Annotated in this window: 21 protein-coding genes; 3 read left to right on the forward strand and 18 right to left on the reverse strand. The window is 31.6% G+C overall.

The window, feature by feature from the left end; genetic code table 11:
* Positions 1 to 63: 63 nt before the first annotated feature.
* The 5 genes from hydF to BN1075_RS17995 all read right to left on the reverse strand — a co-directional run bounded on the left by hydF (position 64) and on the right by BN1075_RS17995 (position 4,694).
* Positions 64 to 1,245 (reverse strand): [FeFe] hydrogenase H-cluster maturation GTPase HydF, encoded by a 1,182-nt coding sequence (gene hydF / locus BN1075_RS17975; protein ID WP_040194692.1) that lies wholly within the window; start codon positions 1,243 to 1,245, stop codon positions 64 to 66.
* Between the two features lie 8 nt (positions 1,246 to 1,253).
* A complete protein-coding gene (gene hydG, locus BN1075_RS17980) occupies positions 1,254 to 2,630 on the reverse strand; it encodes a [FeFe] hydrogenase H-cluster radical SAM maturase HydG (protein ID WP_040194693.1) in 1,377 nt (458 codons plus the stop codon).
* A gap of 100 nt (positions 2,631 to 2,730) precedes the next feature.
* Positions 2,731 to 3,771: a [FeFe] hydrogenase H-cluster radical SAM maturase HydE gene (hydE, locus tag BN1075_RS17985; protein WP_040194694.1), complete on the reverse strand. Its 1,041-nt coding sequence runs from the start codon at positions 3,769 to 3,771 to the stop codon at positions 2,731 to 2,733.
* A 3-nt stretch (positions 3,772 to 3,774) separates the two neighbouring features.
* Complete coding sequence (locus BN1075_RS17990; RefSeq protein ID WP_040194696.1) at positions 3,775 to 4,023, reverse strand: TM1266 family iron-only hydrogenase system putative regulator; 249 nt, start codon at positions 4,021 to 4,023, stop codon at positions 3,775 to 3,777.
* Between the two features lie 380 nt (positions 4,024 to 4,403).
* Positions 4,404 to 4,694, reverse strand: a complete 291-nt coding sequence (locus BN1075_RS17995) for a putative quinol monooxygenase (protein ID WP_040194697.1) — start codon at positions 4,692 to 4,694, stop codon at positions 4,404 to 4,406.
* A gap of 139 nt (positions 4,695 to 4,833) precedes the next feature.
* Here BN1075_RS17995 and BN1075_RS18000 point away from each other — a divergent pair, with 139 nt between their 5' ends.
* Positions 4,834 to 5,400: a TVP38/TMEM64 family protein gene (locus BN1075_RS18000; protein WP_040194699.1), complete on the forward strand. Its 567-nt coding sequence runs from the start codon at positions 4,834 to 4,836 to the stop codon at positions 5,398 to 5,400.
* Between the two features lie 36 nt (positions 5,401 to 5,436).
* On the opposite strand, the gene BN1075_RS18005 is transcribed toward BN1075_RS18000, so the two are convergent.
* From BN1075_RS18005 to BN1075_RS18060, 12 genes are all read right to left on the reverse strand, one after another.
* Positions 5,437 to 5,715 (reverse strand): hypothetical protein, encoded by a 279-nt coding sequence (locus tag BN1075_RS18005; RefSeq protein WP_040194700.1) that lies wholly within the window; start codon positions 5,713 to 5,715, stop codon positions 5,437 to 5,439.
* A 15-nt stretch (positions 5,716 to 5,730) separates the two neighbouring features.
* Positions 5,731 to 6,132, reverse strand: a complete 402-nt coding sequence (locus BN1075_RS18010; RefSeq protein WP_040194701.1) for an SHOCT-like domain-containing protein — start codon at positions 6,130 to 6,132, stop codon at positions 5,731 to 5,733.
* A 13-nt stretch (positions 6,133 to 6,145) separates the two neighbouring features.
* Positions 6,146 to 6,511, reverse strand: a complete 366-nt coding sequence (locus tag BN1075_RS18015) for a DUF2089 domain-containing protein (RefSeq protein ID WP_040194702.1) — start codon at positions 6,509 to 6,511, stop codon at positions 6,146 to 6,148.
* A 527-nt stretch (positions 6,512 to 7,038) separates the two neighbouring features.
* Positions 7,039 to 7,635 carry a hypothetical protein gene (locus BN1075_RS18020; protein WP_040194704.1) on the reverse strand — a complete coding sequence of 199 codons (597 nt, stop codon included), beginning with the start codon at positions 7,633 to 7,635 and terminating at the stop codon, positions 7,039 to 7,041.
* A 256-nt stretch (positions 7,636 to 7,891) separates the two neighbouring features.
* The gene (locus tag BN1075_RS18025) at positions 7,892 to 8,086 is read right to left on the reverse strand and encodes a hypothetical protein (protein ID WP_040194705.1); all 195 of its coding nucleotides are present in this window, start codon (positions 8,084 to 8,086) and stop codon (positions 7,892 to 7,894) included.
* Positions 8,083 to 8,670, reverse strand: coding sequence for a DUF1700 domain-containing protein (locus BN1075_RS18030; protein ID WP_040194707.1), 588 nt, complete (start codon positions 8,668 to 8,670; stop codon positions 8,083 to 8,085). The genes BN1075_RS18025 and BN1075_RS18030 overlap by 4 nt, the downstream gene beginning before the upstream one ends.
* Positions 8,663 to 8,980, reverse strand: coding sequence for a PadR family transcriptional regulator (locus BN1075_RS18035; protein ID WP_040194709.1), 318 nt, complete (start codon positions 8,978 to 8,980; stop codon positions 8,663 to 8,665). Before BN1075_RS18035 ends, BN1075_RS18030 begins: the two co-directional genes overlap by 8 nt.
* A gap of 120 nt (positions 8,981 to 9,100) precedes the next feature.
* On the reverse strand, positions 9,101 to 10,096 hold the full coding sequence (locus BN1075_RS18040) for a permease prefix domain 1-containing protein (protein WP_040194711.1): 996 nt from the start codon (positions 10,094 to 10,096) through the stop codon (positions 9,101 to 9,103).
* 127 nt (positions 10,097 to 10,223) lie between these two features.
* On the reverse strand, positions 10,224 to 10,547 hold the full coding sequence (locus BN1075_RS18045; RefSeq protein WP_040194712.1) for a PadR family transcriptional regulator: 324 nt from the start codon (positions 10,545 to 10,547) through the stop codon (positions 10,224 to 10,226).
* 190 nt (positions 10,548 to 10,737) lie between these two features.
* Positions 10,738 to 11,667 (reverse strand): ribokinase, encoded by a 930-nt coding sequence (rbsK, locus tag BN1075_RS18050; RefSeq protein WP_052406671.1) that lies wholly within the window; start codon positions 11,665 to 11,667, stop codon positions 10,738 to 10,740.
* A 504-nt stretch (positions 11,668 to 12,171) separates the two neighbouring features.
* Positions 12,172 to 12,723, reverse strand: a complete 552-nt coding sequence (locus BN1075_RS18055; protein WP_040194713.1) for a nucleotidyltransferase domain-containing protein — start codon at positions 12,721 to 12,723, stop codon at positions 12,172 to 12,174.
* A gap of 28 nt (positions 12,724 to 12,751) precedes the next feature.
* Complete coding sequence (locus BN1075_RS18060; protein ID WP_040194714.1) at positions 12,752 to 13,162, reverse strand: peptide deformylase; 411 nt, start codon at positions 13,160 to 13,162, stop codon at positions 12,752 to 12,754.
* Between the two features lie 194 nt (positions 13,163 to 13,356).
* Between BN1075_RS18060 and BN1075_RS22005 the strand changes: the two genes are divergently transcribed.
* Positions 13,357 to 13,515, forward strand: a complete 159-nt coding sequence (locus BN1075_RS22005; RefSeq protein ID WP_197072342.1) for a hypothetical protein — start codon at positions 13,357 to 13,359, stop codon at positions 13,513 to 13,515.
* Positions 13,516 to 13,624: 109 nt separating this feature from the next.
* Here the strand turns inward: BN1075_RS22005 and BN1075_RS18065 are convergent, their stop codons facing one another.
* Positions 13,625 to 14,965, reverse strand: coding sequence for a hypothetical protein (locus BN1075_RS18065; RefSeq protein WP_040194715.1), 1,341 nt, complete (start codon positions 14,963 to 14,965; stop codon positions 13,625 to 13,627).
* Positions 14,966 to 15,178: 213 nt separating this feature from the next.
* Between BN1075_RS18065 and BN1075_RS18070 the strand changes: the two genes are divergently transcribed.
* Positions 15,179 to 16,354 carry a M20 metallopeptidase family protein gene (locus BN1075_RS18070; RefSeq protein ID WP_040194717.1) on the forward strand — a complete coding sequence of 392 codons (1,176 nt, stop codon included), beginning with the start codon at positions 15,179 to 15,181 and terminating at the stop codon, positions 16,352 to 16,354.
* The last annotated feature ends 23 nt before the right edge of the window (positions 16,355 to 16,377 follow it).

The raw sequence follows: 16,377 nt of genomic DNA on the forward strand, positions 1-16,377 counted from the left end.
TTGTTTATCACTCCTCTTATGTGTTGATATAAGTTTAATATGTCTTGATGAAAAAGTCTAGTCCTAAAAGTCCACTGCTCGGTCCATTATCCCTGTTAAGAAAGCCAAAATAACTCCATAATTAGTAATTGGTACCTGTTTATCATTACAGTAATCGATTCGGTTTATAACAGTTCTTCGATTAATCATACAGGCTCCACAATGAATTACTAAATCGTAATCCTCCACATTATCTGCAAAATCATGACCTACCTTAAAATCAAAATTAAGGTTTCCTCCTACATACTTATTAAGTAGCTTCGGAATCTTAACCCTTCCAATATCCTCATGAGAAACATTATGAGTACAGCTCTCGGAAATTAGAACTCTGCTGCCAGATTTTAAATTTCTAACAGCCTCGGCTCCAGCTATAAAATCCTCAAGTCTCCCCTTTTGCCTTGCAAAAAGAATTGAAAAGCTAGTAAGCTTTATTCCTTCAGGAACCATAGTACTTACCTCCCTAAAAGCTTGAGAATCCGTCACCACTAAATCCACATCCGTTAAATCCTTTAATCCTTCTTCAAGTTCGGTATCTCTAAGCACATAAGTTTTAATTCCATGGTCTAAGCAGTCTCTGATACATTGCACCTGTGGCAGGATAATCCTCCCCTTTGGAGCCTCTGAATCCACTGGCACTACCATTACGACCTTTCCATTATACGGTACTAAATCTCCAAGAAGACTTCTCTCTTCTTCATTAGCTTCTAACTGTTTAATGATTCCTTCCTTTAATGCTTTTATACCTTTTCCTGTTTCCCCTGAAGTGAAAAAGGCCTCTTTATAATTTTTCTTAAGTTCATCTATTTTGTTTTCCTGAAGCATATCAATCTTATTAATAACTAAAAGATGTGGAATATTATACTTTTTAAAATTTTTCTTCCAAGAAATATACTTCTTTATTTCTTCCTCACTGCCATCAGTAACATAAATTCCAAGGTCCGTTCTTTTTAACATCTCTAAAGTTCTGCTTACTCGAAGTTCACCCAATTCTGTAGAATCAAAAAGACCTGCAGTATCAATAAAAAGTACTGGTCCAAATGGTATTAGTTCCATAGCCTTTTGTATATAATCTGTAGTGGTTCCTGGTTTATCTGAAACTAATGCAAAGTCCTGTCCTAGAACCTTATTCATTAATGTAGATTTTCCAGCATTAGTCTTTCCATAAAAAACAATATGAGGTCTATTTGAGTTTGGAGTATTATTCATGGTATCACCTATAAATATAAATCCCTTTCTCCTGCTTTAAGCTTTTTAACATTATCTATAACAATTCTTTTTATATCATCTCTGCTTATCTCTTCACTGCGAGCTTTAATAAGTGCTTCTGTCTTTTCACGAAGCTCCTCATCGCCATAATCAAGTGCATATTCCATAAGTGTTGTTAGAGCATTTGGCTCACAAACGTATTGAATATTGCCTGACTTAGCAAGGGACATAAATCTATCTCCCGTTCTGCCCATTCTATAGCAGGCTGTGCAATAGCTTGGAATGTATCCGTCCCCAATAAGCTCCTTTAAAATATCAAGAGGTGCTCTTTCATCAGAGGTTTTAAACTGTTCCACACTTTCTCCTGCTTCTCTTGCTTTGTAGCCTCCAACTCCAGTGCTTGAACCTGCTGACATTTGAGAAACTCCATATTTTAAAAGTTCTCTTCTCATATCTTCATTTTCTCTTGTGGATAAAATTATCCCTGTGAATGGTACTGCAATTCTTATTACGGCCACAATTTTCTTAAACTCAGCATCACTTAAAAGATGAGGAAAGTCCTTAAGATTCATTCCTTCAGCAGGCTTTAACCTTGGAACAGATATTGTATGGAAGCCTACACCAAACTTTTCTTCTAAATGTTCATTGTGAATCATTAGACCAAGAACTTCAAATTTAGGGTCTGCAAGTCCAAATAAAACCCCTGCTCCCACATCATCAATGCCACCTTCCATAGCTCTGTCAAAGGCAGTAGTGTGATAATCATAATTTCCCTTTATACTCTTCGGATGCATAAATTCATAGGTTGGCTTGTGATATGTTTCTTGGAAAAGAATATAGGTTCCAATGCCCGCTTCCTTTAATCTTCTATAATTATCAACTGTTGTAGCAGCTATATTTACATTAGCTCGTCTTATTTCTCCATTACTGTTTTGAGTTTTATAAATAGTATCTAAACATTCAATCACATATTCAATGGGGTTGTTTACAGGATCTTCACCTAATTCTAATGCAATTCTCTTATGCCCCATTTTCTCTAAAAGTCTTACTTCTTCAGCTACTTCCTCTTGAGTAAGTTTTCTTCTTGTAAACTTATTACATCTTTTATATCCGCAATAAACACAGTTATTTACACAATAATCGCTGACATATAAAGGTGCAAAAATTACAATCCTTTTTCCATAGATAGATTCCTTAATTTCTCCAGCCAATTTATACATTTCCTTTAACTGCTTTTCATCTTCTATTTGAAGAAGAACTGCTATATCCTTATGTGATAAGCCAGCTCTCTTCTCTGCCTTCTTCAAAACCTGTTGTATTTCTTCCTTTGATGCTCCCCTAGCTTGTTCTAATAATCCATTTATATAATTTTCATTTATAAACATATTAAACCTCCTAAATAAGTAAGCTATTGATTAAATAATAAATTTAAATATTTACCAACTTAATCCAAAATAAATCATACAAAAATATAATTTTAAATTACTATACCTTAGAATCTCCTCTTCCCACTTCTATTTCAAAACCTATTGCATTTATTTTTCTCTCGATATCTCTTCTGCACTCTGCTGCTTCATCCCCTGAAGACAATTTCCCATTATATAAAGCATACTTTTCACGAACAGAATTGGGAGATAAATTTGGCATCACTACATTTGCACCTGCTTTAATACCTTTTTCTCTTCCCAATTTATCAATACTGCCTAAAGCCGTAGTAGCTGGAAGTAATGCCTTTGGTAGTAGTAGTCTCGTTAAGGCCACCATAATTATTGTTTTCTCCGCTGAACCACCTTGGCACTGTCCTAGTGGCGTATCCACATGAGGTATAAAGGGACCAATTCCCACCATATGTGGCTGAAGGCTCTTTAAAAATATTAGGTCTTTTACTAAGTCCTCGTTAGTCTGTCCTGGAATACCTACCATGAACCCTGCTCCAACCTGATATCCAATTTTCTTCAAATCTTCTATGCACTTCACTCTATTTTCATAGGTAGCTCCGGGATGTAGCTCTGCGTAAAGTTCTCTACAAGCTGTTTCATGCCTTAAAAGAAACCTGTCAGCCCCTGCATCATATAACCTTTTATAAGATTCGAAGGTTCTTTCACCAATTGATAAAGTTATAGCATTTTGAGGAAATTTTCGTTTAATTTTCTTTATAATTTTTTCTAGTCTTTCATCAGTAAAATATGGATCTTCCCCACCTTGAAGAACAAAGGTCTTATAGCCAAGTTTATCTCCTGCTTCCACACAGCTTAAAATTTCTTCTTCAGTTAACCTATACCTGCAGGCTTTTTTATTACTCCTTCTAATACCACAATACACACAATCTCTCTTACAGTAATTTGTAAATTCAATAAGTCCTCTTATGTAAACTTTATTATCATAATTTTTTCTTCTTACTTCATCTGCTTTTTCCCATAAATACTCTTTTTCCTCATCAGCAATATTATCTAACAGATAAAGTAGCTCTTCTTTAGTACAATTGCCTTCAAGTGCAAGTTTATCAATAATTTCTTTAATCACCATAAACTACTCCAGCTCCCTCTTTGCAATTGCAGTTTTAACAGTAACTCCATCAATATTTCCAAGCTTTCCTGTTAAAGAATTTATCTCATTTAAATCTCCTACCAAGGTGATGGACACCACTGAAATTCCTCCTTCAAAAGGAATTCCCATTCTTCCTCTAATGTTTCCTCTAAACTCAGCAACAAGTCTATTAAATTCTTCTTGACAACTTGCTGGTTCTTCTAAAATGGCGCTGATTACAGCAATTTTCATTTTAACTACCTCCTAAATGACACTGCAAATCTTTGATTTGGCTATTGAAAATTAAGTAAGTGTTCAAATTAATTATTGAAACACGAACTTACTCTTAGAGTACTCCCTCAACCACAATAAGAAGAAGTATCCATAAAAAAAGCCAGATTTCTAAAAGAAATCTGGCTTAACTGCACAACAAAAAATAACCTAATAACATTAGATTTGTAATACATTTAATTACGTTTATCTCTTTTAGCTAAGATTTCTCTACACTATTAGAATTATTTTTCATTTATTCATATTAATTTAAAATAAACATAAAGCCGAAGAATTCTCTTCAAAATTGTGAATATTTCAAATTTATACTCTCATTATAACACAAAAGCTTAATTTTTCAATTAAGCTTCGAATAAATCTTTGTAAACATTCATCTCTGAAGATAGTCTCATCTCTCTAAGGGTTGGAACTATTCTCTTTATATGTGCACTTTGTAAGTGTGCATCTAAAGCTTCTTGACTTTCCCAAGTTTCTATACATGCAAATACAGCTTTATCATTTACATCTTGGTGAAGACTATAGAATATACAACCTTCTTCCTTTTGAGTTTCCTCAACTAATTCTTTAGATATTTTTATATATTCATCTATACATTCTGCTTTAACTGTACATTTTGCAACAACCTTAACCATTGTTAACCACCATCCTATTAAATATTTATATGGTCAATTATATCAAAATTCAGAATATATAACTATGTTAATATTGCTAAATAAATATATATTGATATAATAGTTACATAAATATTTAATTAAATTTATGAGGTATTAAATGTTCAATCTTGAGAACCTACTAGAAATCTTTAATCAATACAAAGACTTTGCTTTATTAATCTCTCTGATCATGAGCATATTAATTGCTTTGTCTGGAATAATTCCTTCTGTATTTGTAACTGGTGCAAACATCATCTTCTTCGGTCCACTTCTTGGTTTTACCATATCACTTCTAGGAGAAACCGTTGGTGGATGGATAACCTTTAAGATATATAGACTTGGATTAAAATCTGTTAGCGAAAAAATCAAAGGTAAATATGCACTAATAGATAAAATTCTTATGAGTAATGGCCTAAAGGCTGGTATATTTATATTTGAGGGCCGAATAATTCCCTTTATCCCATCCGGATTTGTAACTTTGGCCGCTTCAATAAGTAATGTAAATGATAAGATATTTATTTTATCTACCTTTCTTGGTAAGATTCCTTCCATAGCCTTGGAAACCTTAGTAAGCTATGACTTAATAAATATCCAGGAAAATTATATTAGACTTAGCTTAACTCTTGTAGCACTTTTATCCATATTCATATATATGAAGTTATCTAAACCTAAAGAAAGAAATTAAACCACCTGCACTATAAACCTAATGCAGGTGGTTTAATTATATGATAATCTTAACAGCTTCATTTTTTGACTGAACATCAACAAGGGTTAACCCTTTATAATTTTTATTTAAATACTTAAGCATATTCCTTATCTCTTTAGCCTGCTCCTTAGAAAGTGGCTTTACTTCTTTTAAAACATCACTGCTTTCTATATACTTCATTCCCTTTGAAGATAATACTCTTGTCATTACTGATGCGCCTAAACCTATAAAACATCTTGGAATGTAAATTGTTATTCCCTTTTCACGCTTCTCCTCTTTAATATAGATAATCATTAAAACATCACACCTTTATGCTATTTCAATTAAAACCTTAGTTCCATCTTCAGTGTCAACCTGTACTATTGGTCCTTTTATATCATTTTCAATGGCCTGAATAATCATATCAAAGTCTATATTGTACTTTTCAAGTTCAGCAATATTACTCTTACCTATTTTACCCATAAGTTTTATAACCTCAACAGGAAGAGTTATCTTAACATTATCCCCCTCTGCAGATAATACTCTGATATATAGCATCTTTGCTTTACCTTCATTTTTAGGAATACTAAAAAACTGCGATAAATCAGTTTCTTCCTTAATAGTTACCTTCTTAGATTCCTCATCACCCAATGCAGAAAGTAATTTAGCAGCTTCTTCACTAGTTATTTTCCCTTCTTCTAACATTTTTAAAATTCTTAACTTATCCTCCATGATTATCCCTCCATTATTTTATTTGATTTAATAATTCTATAGCTTTTTCTGAAGAAATTTCTCCAGCTTCAAGTTTTGAAATAATATTTTGTCTTTCTAACTCATTATCCTTACACTCACTTAATCCCAAGACTTCATTTACTTCCTCAAGCTTGCTCCTAACAGTTGGATAAGAAATTCCAAGTGCCTTCTCAACATCCTTTATATTTCCTCTACACTTAAGGAAGGTCTCCACAAATTTAATTTGTTCCGAAATAAGAAAGTCAAACTTTGAAAAAGAAAAATCATTTTCAATTATTGTATTACACCCACCACACTTAAGCTTTTTTATCTTTAACTTGCTCCCACAAACGGGACACTTAACCAAAACTTTATACATAACCATCCTCCTTAACTATATTTTACCATCCAATTATGGATTTGTAAACATATTTTAATTATAAACTTAATAATTTTAATTTTTTACATTAATTTTATTAATTTTCTCAATTGGCATATTAATTTCATTGTCATTTTACTTATTCAACTTAATAACTCGCCCTGTTTATTAAATTATATAAATATTGACTTATAAAAAAAGAACTCTTTAGAGTTCCTTTTTACAATTCCATATTCCCTTCAATTACATCTCTATTCCTTGCTATATTTTCTAATTTTAAAATAATTCCGTAACATTGAAGCCGCTATTACAATAGACACAATTGGCACAACCATTACTCTTGCTCTATCAAAGGCTGGCATTAAATTTGCAGGTGCAATTATAACAAGTAATAATAATGCTATAGAATAAAAATCTTTACTTAATTGCTTTTTTTAATAAAGTTTTTTATCTTCATTTCCACTTTTCTCTATATTTCCATTAAACATAATAAACCTCACCCATTTTAATTATAATTTATAAAAACTTTATTCATTAACTTCCTTCAAAGATAATTTAATGAAAATATTAACTTCATTGTGTGAAACTATGTCTTTCAACATTTCTTCATCTGCTATTGGACCAACTTGAATTATAACTCCAGGCTTTCCCTTTGATCCATGTGCAATATATATGTCTTCACCAACATTGAAATTTGTATCATTTTCTAAAAAGCCTCTGCCATACTCATAAATATTTTCCTCAATCTTATATTTTCCTATTGAATAAGCTCCATTAATATTTATATTACCTGTGATTTCATCATCCTCAATATTTATTCCAACTTTTCCATTGAAACTTTTACCACCTATATTATTAGCTACAATAGAAGTTATTGGTTCACTCTTTACTTTCTCTCCATTTTTGTATAATTCATATTCAATAGAAATCTCATAATGCATGTCTTCAGGTAAGTTTTTAATCTCATAAAGTAAAACTTTGTTTCCTGTAAGTTCAAGTATTCTCTCTTCTTCTTCTGAAAGCTTATCACATATAATACTTGTACCTTTTTCATTTGAGTTTTCACAGCCAACTAAAATAATCATAACAAGGATGGTGAACATAACTGCAATTATTTTTTTCATCTCTGCCTCCCTTAATGATTTTAATCTTTACAGATTTAATCTTCATTTACTTAATACTATAGTTTAATTATAAAACACCATTACATATTTTACCACATAGTTTCTTTAACCTTTTATAAATCAAGCTATAAAAAACCGTATTACCCATAGATAATACGGTTTCCATCACTATATAAATAATTTTATTTCCTGTCGTCTTATGTACTCTTTTCTAATTTTTCCTTATTATATATTGAAATCTTATAAAATATAGCATTTAATGCCCTATCTGATAAGATGGGCCATCTGTATCAAAATTGATGGTCCTATACCATTTATAGCCACCCTCTATTTCAAACATTGACAAATCAAATTCCCCTATCCCTAATCCTATAAACGAAATTGTTATTCCTGAAATAATTAAGATTAAACTTAATGAAATAATTTTCTTTTTGAAATTTCTTATAATCATAACTGCACCACTTTTCTATTAAATAATTTCAGTAATCTTGAACTTAACTCTTTTGTAAAAAATCTGAACTCTTTACATAAATACATAGTTGCCATCGCTAATAAAAATGATACTCCAATAAATCCTACTCCAACACCTAATTGTACCACTCCTACTGATAAAACATCGGCCATCATAAATGGAGTAGCAACTATACTATATAATCCTGCTGCAAAAAATGCCAGTGCACCAACTCCTGTTGTGAATGGTATGCACCAAACTAATATTAACCCTGATAAAATAAGCATTAATCCTGCAAATAATAAACTTCCCCATAAAGGAAATCCTATAATTAATAAAATCATATTTATTACCTTACTATTTGTTAAAGGAACTTTAATATTAACAGTATCTTGCTCACTTAATATATTTTTAGCAATGATTTTAGGATTACCTATTTTATCTATAACTTCTTCCTCTTCAAAACCATTTTCCATATAATCATCAATTATTTCTTCATAATATGTAATAAATTTTTCTCTTTCTATCTTTTTAATTGCCCCCAATTCAAAGTTTAAAATTTCAATGAACTCTACTCTACTCATTCACGTCATCTCCCTTTATAAAATTATATACCTTCATAACATTATCCCAATCTCCTAAAAATTCATTTATATGTAACTGACCTTTTTCCGTAATCTTATAATACTTTCTTAAACGGCTATTGTGTTCAACAGAATATGTTGTAAGGTACTCATTAGCCTCTAATCTCTTTAGAATTGGATATAGCGTTGATTCTGAAATCTCAATGCAGCTAGAAACATCTTTAATTATCTGATAACCGTAGGAATCTGATCTATTCAGCACTGATAAAACGCAGAATTCCAATAATCCCTTTTTTAATTGTATATCCATACGACACCTCCTTATACATTATACTATACATTACATAGTATAATGTATCAAGTAGTATTTTAAATTTTTATAATTTTTTATAAAAAAAGATCTAGTAATTATCTTACTAGATCTTATATCCTAATCTTCAATTCCTTTTACAGATTTATATACATTACAGAAGCCTCCAAATATCACTCCTACTATCGGGAACACTATCCAACAAATCTCCCATCCATCATAAGCTATTCCCCATATAAGAAAAACCATAACTGTTAATGGCCAAACTACACCTGCTACTGCGCCAATAACCTTATTTTCCTCCTTAACCTTTGGGTTATACTCCCCTTCTTTTAAAAGCTTTTTATGACCTTCATTGCAAGTACTTATATTGATGAAAATAAATACTGCCACAGCTATAACCAAAATTAAAAGTGTGGTTCCATAGACATAACCTGATTCACTCTTCATCCCACTTAAGAAAAGTATTATCGGTGATAAAATACAAAGTACAACCCCTACAATAGTTCCAATAGTTGACTTAGTCCTTAATCTTTCTCCCTCTTCTTCAAGAATAATTCGTGCTGATGGTTGTAAATTAAAGTATCCTTTATCGATGTATTTATACTTCTCCATTGATATTCCTGCAAAGATGAATAAAGCCACTGCAACTCCAACAAAGGCTAATAATATAATTAAAGGAGTAATCATTGCTTTATCTTCCACAAGTCCTCTGAAAATGATTCCGTCATCATATAATTGATACATGAAAACTAAAACTGCTGCTCCCATCATACAAAGTGCAACCCCTATGCTAATAAGAAAATTGCATTTCTTTGTTTCCCTTAAATACTTTTTAGCTTCTTCTAAGTCCATGGATGGTAAATTTTCTTTTTCTGAAGTTACATTCCTTGATGGTTGATTAACCTCAATTTCAAACTCTCTAATAATTTCATCGATATTCCCGAACTCTGAAATTACAATTCCAATAGCTTCATTTTCAGTCTTTCCTTCAGATTTAAGCTCTGCATATTTATCCTCCATATTCATTAGAATATCTTGCTTTAGCTTTTTAAGTTCACCTGTTTTAGGCAATGCTTTAAACATATTCTCGACATAAATTCTTATAGTTTCCATTATTCCATCTCCTTAAATGAACATCTAAATCTTTGATTTAGTTACTTGAACTTACTCTGTGATCACTCCTCTAACCAATGTTCGGAGAAGTTTCCTTACTTTAATTTTCGATTTGACTAATTTGAAGTTACTCATTAATAAACCTATTAATAACATTCTTGGTGAGCTTCCACTCCTCACACTTTTCCTTGTAAAATTCTCTTCCCTTTGGCGTGATTCTAAAATATGTTCTTCTCTTTCCAAAGGTTTCATCTCCAAAGTAAGCTTCAATAAAACCATTTTTCTCCAGTCTATTAAAGGCGGAATAAAGGGTTGTTTCCTTTATTACATATTCTTCATTTGTTATGGTTTTTATATTTTTCGAAATTTCATAACCATAGGAATCTCCCTGTAATAAAAGACTTAAAATTATAGTATCATTATATCCTCTGATTATGTCACTACTTATCAAATTCTCACCTTCTTTTATATCATCTTTCACCTACTACGACAGATAAAGTTATTACTACATCTATCGTAGTAATATCATACTTTTATATTAACACAACTACTACGACAGGTAAAGTACTTTTGAGAAAATTTTCTAATTATTTTTTTAATAAAAAAAGAACCACCAAATTGATGGTCTTTCTACTATTATCTTATTTATTTTGCGCCTTTAAAAAAGCATCAATATCTTCCCTCCAAGGCATGGACATTGTAGTTCCAAGCTTTTGAACTGATAAGGCTGCTAATCCATTGGCAAATTTAGCTGCTTCCTTTAAAGATTTTCCTTCCGCTAAAGCTGCAATAAGTCCACCGTTGAAGGCATCTCCAGCTCCCGTTGTATCTAAAGCTTTAACTTTATAAGCTGGGATTAATTCATCAATGGCCCCGTCAGCTATGTATACACCCCTATGTCCAAGAGTTATAACCACCTGCTTTACACCTCTATCAAAGAAGTATTTCGCTGTATTCCTCATATCTTCTTCAGTTTCAATTTTTATTCCTGTTAGAATTTCAGCCTCAACCTCATTTGGTGTAACCATGTCCACCTTTGAAAGAAGGTCATCTGTAATAGGCTGAATTGGTGCAGTATTTAAAATAACCTTAACACCATTTTTATGTGCTATATCGACAATACTTTCAATGGCACTCATATTAGTTTCAAGCTGTGTTAACAGATACTCTGAATTTTTAATAACCTCTTCTGCCTTATCTATTTCTTCATCCTTTATGTTATTACAAGCTCCCGGAATAACAACTATTTCATTCTGACTCGTATTCTCATCTACCATAATTAAAGCTACACCAGTTTGTACATCTTCTGCAGAAAACACATAATCAGAATTCATTTTCAGTTCCTTCATAATGTTTAAAGCTACATCAGCAAAAGCATCCTTACCAACCTTTGTAATCATAGTTATATCTGAACCAGCCTTATGAGCTGCCACTCCTTGATTAAAGCCCTTTCCGCCAGGTCCCATCTGAAACATTGACCCTATAACTGTCTCACCCTTTTGTGGAAGGTGTGGTGTTCTTCCCATTAAATCTACCACAAAACTTCCAAAAACCGTTATCTTCTTTTTCATAGCCATCCACCTCTTATATTTATTATAAATTAAAAACCCCTTTACCTTTTTATTTACGGGAGTACTTTGAGTAGCTAAATCATATATACACACCGTAGAACTTCCACTACCCAAATCAAAGGTCTAGAGTATCACTTCTGGTTTGTCACATCTATACTCCCCTTTAAAGTTCTGAAAAAATTATATCATAAAACTCTTCCTAATTTTCTAAATTAAATTAATTATTCAACCTAAAGTTTACTTTTCTAAAACTTATCATTTACATACTAATGATATTATTGAATTAACAACCTACTCATTTAAATAAATATATATAATAAGTGCTAAATATTTTTTCTTTTATACCCCCAAGAAAAGGCATACCACTCCTCCAATATGGTATGCCTATTTTATCATCCAATTACTATTCAGACCCATCTTCTTATTTTTCAAAATTCATTTATATATATAAATCCATACAGCTCCTTTGTTTTTAATGATATCAATATTTAAACATGTTTCATTCTATTGTATTATACTTATAATATCTAGCTTAACACTATCAGGTAAATTATTACTTAAGTTTCTTTCTAATAAATTTCTATACTTTATTCCTGATTTACTAAAATACTCTTTAATTAAAGGTATTCTTTTCTTTGGATCACCCATTACACCATATGCTACAAACCAATCTTCTATAGTTGTAAGATTTACTTTTACACCATCAATTAACATATATTCCTTAATGGCATCATTATCTAAAATAAACTCATATATTTTTCCTTGCTCTACCTCTATTTTAAAGTCTCCAAGAAACTCTATCATGACACCTTCTACCATATATCCAAAAAACTCTTTTGTTCTAAAAGGACTTTTTGACTCTAATTCTACATATGTTCCCATAGTGTCCATAAACGCTTTTATTTTCTCTGCATAGCTTGCATCCACTATTATATCAATATCATTGGGCTTCTTTACCAAACCATAGTGATTTAGCATTACTGAGCCGCCTACACCCCAAGTACAATTTAACTTGTTTAACCCATCTGCTATTTTCTTTAATACATCTTTATTCATATCTTAATTCTCACCTTCAATTAAATTTTTAAATTATTATCCCCTCAAAGTGATCCACCTCATGCTGAATAATCTGGGCTTGAAATCCAACAAATACATGCTTTTGCTTCTTAAAATTCCTATCAAGATATTCCACCTCTATTTTTTCATATCTTTTAGTTTTTCTAAAACCGGTTAAAGATAGACAGCTTTCTTCAGCCTCGTAACATCCTTCCTTCTTAAGAATAACAGGATTCACCATAGGGACAAGCATTGGGCCCATACAGAATACCAGAATACGCTTCTTTACCCCAATCATATTAGCTGCCATCCCTACACATTTATCTAAATTAGCCCTTAAAGTATCCTCTAGGTCCTTAATAACCTGCATATCAGCCTTAGTTGCTGGCTCTGATTTCTGACCTAAGAATAATACATCCTTAACCACTGGTTTTATCATTTTAATTCCAACCTTTCTAACCTCTATTATTTAATTTCAACTTCACATGAAACTATTGATAATAAAATATATCCTACCATAAATACTTTCAAAATAAAATTACTATTCTTCACCATTAAGTATATACTAAAAATTACAATATATCTTACCCTCATATTTATGCTATAATTTAGCAAGTAAAAGGAGTTGATAACATGTTTGAAAGTGGACAAGATCACTGCACCTGTCTAAATACAAAATGTCCAAGACATGGGAACTGTAAAGAATGTATTGAGCATCACAAGAATAAAAAAGATAATCCATTAACCGCTTGTAAGCGCTTAAAAAGAAGTAATCTAATTTTAAAATTATAATAGATTAACTGTTGGAATTTAAAAGAGCTATCACTTCAAGTGATGGCTCTTTTTCAACTAATATAATAACATTTTAATAAAAACTAATACTTATTACTTAATATGAAATCTAAAGTTTATTCTTAAGGATATGATACACCTTCGCTGGACGTCCTACATTATACTTGGATCTCTTAAAATCTACTGTTGCTATTCCAGCTTTCTCAAGATTTCCAAAAACTCTATTAGCGTTTCGTATACTTCCACCAAAGTAATCCACAAAATCTTGCGCATATAAATCATAGGATTCCTTTTCTTTTATTATATGAAATATCTTCTGAATAGTTATTTCAGAAAGCTGCGTTTGCTTAGCTACTCTGCTTACCTCTTCATCCTTCTCCAAACTGTATGTAATAGATTCATCTTTATCTAAAGGACCTTTAATTTCGCCTTCTTCATTAATCAAAAAATTTCCGCCATTACATAGCCCGTAACGTGAAGCCTTAACTGCATTATTTCTAGCTTCTTTCAAATTTTTCCCTATTCCATATCCTATGGAAACCTTTTGATTTTCATTAACCTTACTAAGGTATTTACTTAAATCACATTGTGTATAATCTTTAGTCATATCCGATACAACAGATTTATTCGTGTATATCTCTAATCCATAAGAAACAGCTTTTACAACAAAATCAAAGAAATTATTTTTTGCATAATCCAAAATATGTTTTTGTAACAATGCACATTGCCAATCTAACTCCTCATGGCTAAATGAACCCTGTATTGATATCTTTATTGCAGCAGGGTTTAATTTTTCATAACTCTCCACAGTGATTAAGGCCTCAATCTTTTCTACTATACCCTTAATATGCTCAATACTAGGGAAACCATAAGAACTGTTAATGCCCTTTTCCTTTAAAAAAGGCATCAAACTGCTAAATACACAAATTATATAATCTATGTTGCCATTTTCCCAAAGTGATAGTATTTTAGATTTAATTATTTCTTCAGTAGAAATCAACTCACTTATATTTTTATTTTCAAAATAACTATATGGTAAATATTTTTCTCCTAAAAGCTTATTTATATTAATGTCAATTAATTTATCACAAGTTATAAATTCATCAAATAATGTAAAAAAGTCCATACCCACTCTATTAAACTCTAAGGTTTTATTCTCTGAGATTAATTGAAGCATTAATCTATATATTCCAGCTAAATCAGTTTCTAATGTTAGAATATCCCCCTGTAAATCTGGATTAACTTTCTCAACGATACTTTTAGCAGCACTTCCACTCACCACTAATTTATCAAAATCATTCTTTGATAAATTAGTGGTTATCTCTGATAGATGCCTAAAATTAATATAATCTATAATTTCCCATTTAAAAGAAGGTTTTATATTTTTTAAATTTTCTTCTATGTAATCATGTATATATGGAGTTAATATAAAAATTATCTTTGCATTCATGTCATTCGCTCCTGTCCTTAGAAACTTATAAATATAATTGTATATTACTATTATACTTCCTTAGCTGCTATTACTCTATAAAATAAAACAATAATTGACGAAATTTATTTTTATAATATTCAATAAATTTATTGACATAATTATGGCATAGCTTTATATTTAACTTACGGAATGTTCCTATATTATTCCGAAATTAAAAATGGAGGTATTTTTATGGATTATTTAAAACAAGCAACAAAATTAAAAAATCAATTAATAATGTACAGAAGAAAAATTCACAGCTATGCTGAAGTTGGCATGAACCTGCCTAAAACTGTTGACTTTGTTATTTCAGAATTAAAAGCAATGGGCTATTCGCCAAAAAAAGTTGGGCAAAGTGGGGTTACTGCCACCATAGGCTGCAGTGGTAAAGTTATATTACTTCGAGCTGACATGGATGCACTTCCTATGGAGGAAAAAAGCGGTGAACCTTTTGCTAGTACAAATGGTAATTGCCACGGATGTGGACATGATATGCATACAGCCATGCTCTTAGGTGCAGCAAAACTTTTAAAGGAAAATGAAGCTCAATTAAGTGGTACTGTGAAACTAATGTTTCAACCTGGGGAAGAACTCTTTAAAGGTTCGAAAGATATGATTGAGGCTGGTATTTTGGAAAATCCAAAAGTTGATGCTGCCTTAGCTATTCATACAGCTACAGGTGTAACACCTCTTGGTGTATTTATGTATAACAATAGCAGTACTATGATGTGTTCAGCAGATACTTTTAAAATTACTATCAAAGGTAAAGGTTCTCATGGTTCCTATCCTCAAAATTCCATTGACCCAATTAACATAGCTGCTCATGTTATCCTTGCCACTCAAGAGGTAATTGCTAGAGAAACTATACCATCAGAGCTATGTGTTCTTACTATTGGCAGTATTAATGCAGGTTCTATGGCAAATTCAATTCCTGAATCTGCTGTAATCACGGGTTCTATCAGGGCATCTTCAAAGGAAATGCGTTCCACTATGGTATCAAGAACAAAGGAAATTGCTGAACTTACTGCAGCAACCTTCCGTGGCACCTGTGAATTTGAACTGCTTTCTGGTACACCACCACTAATCTGTAATCCTCAGGTAGTAAACAGTATGGTTAAGTATATAAATGAGTTAGATTTTCAAGGAAAGTCCCCTTATCCAGGTCTTCAAGCAAATGCCTCTGAAGATTTTGCTGAAATAAGTGATCGTGTTCCAAGTGCATATATGATGTTAGGTGCTGGATTCCCTACTGACCCAAAAGCAGCAAATGCTCATGACCCAGCGGTTAGATTTAATGAAGATGCACTACCAATTGGTGCGGCTATTTTAGCCCACTGTGCTGAACGTTGGTTAGCCGATAACCAATAATATAGTTTACTTTAAAATCAAAT

It is taken from the genome of Clostridium culturomicium (genome assembly GCF_000821305.1).
Lineage (GTDB): Bacteria > Bacillota > Clostridia > Clostridiales > Clostridiaceae > Clostridium_J > Clostridium_J culturomicium.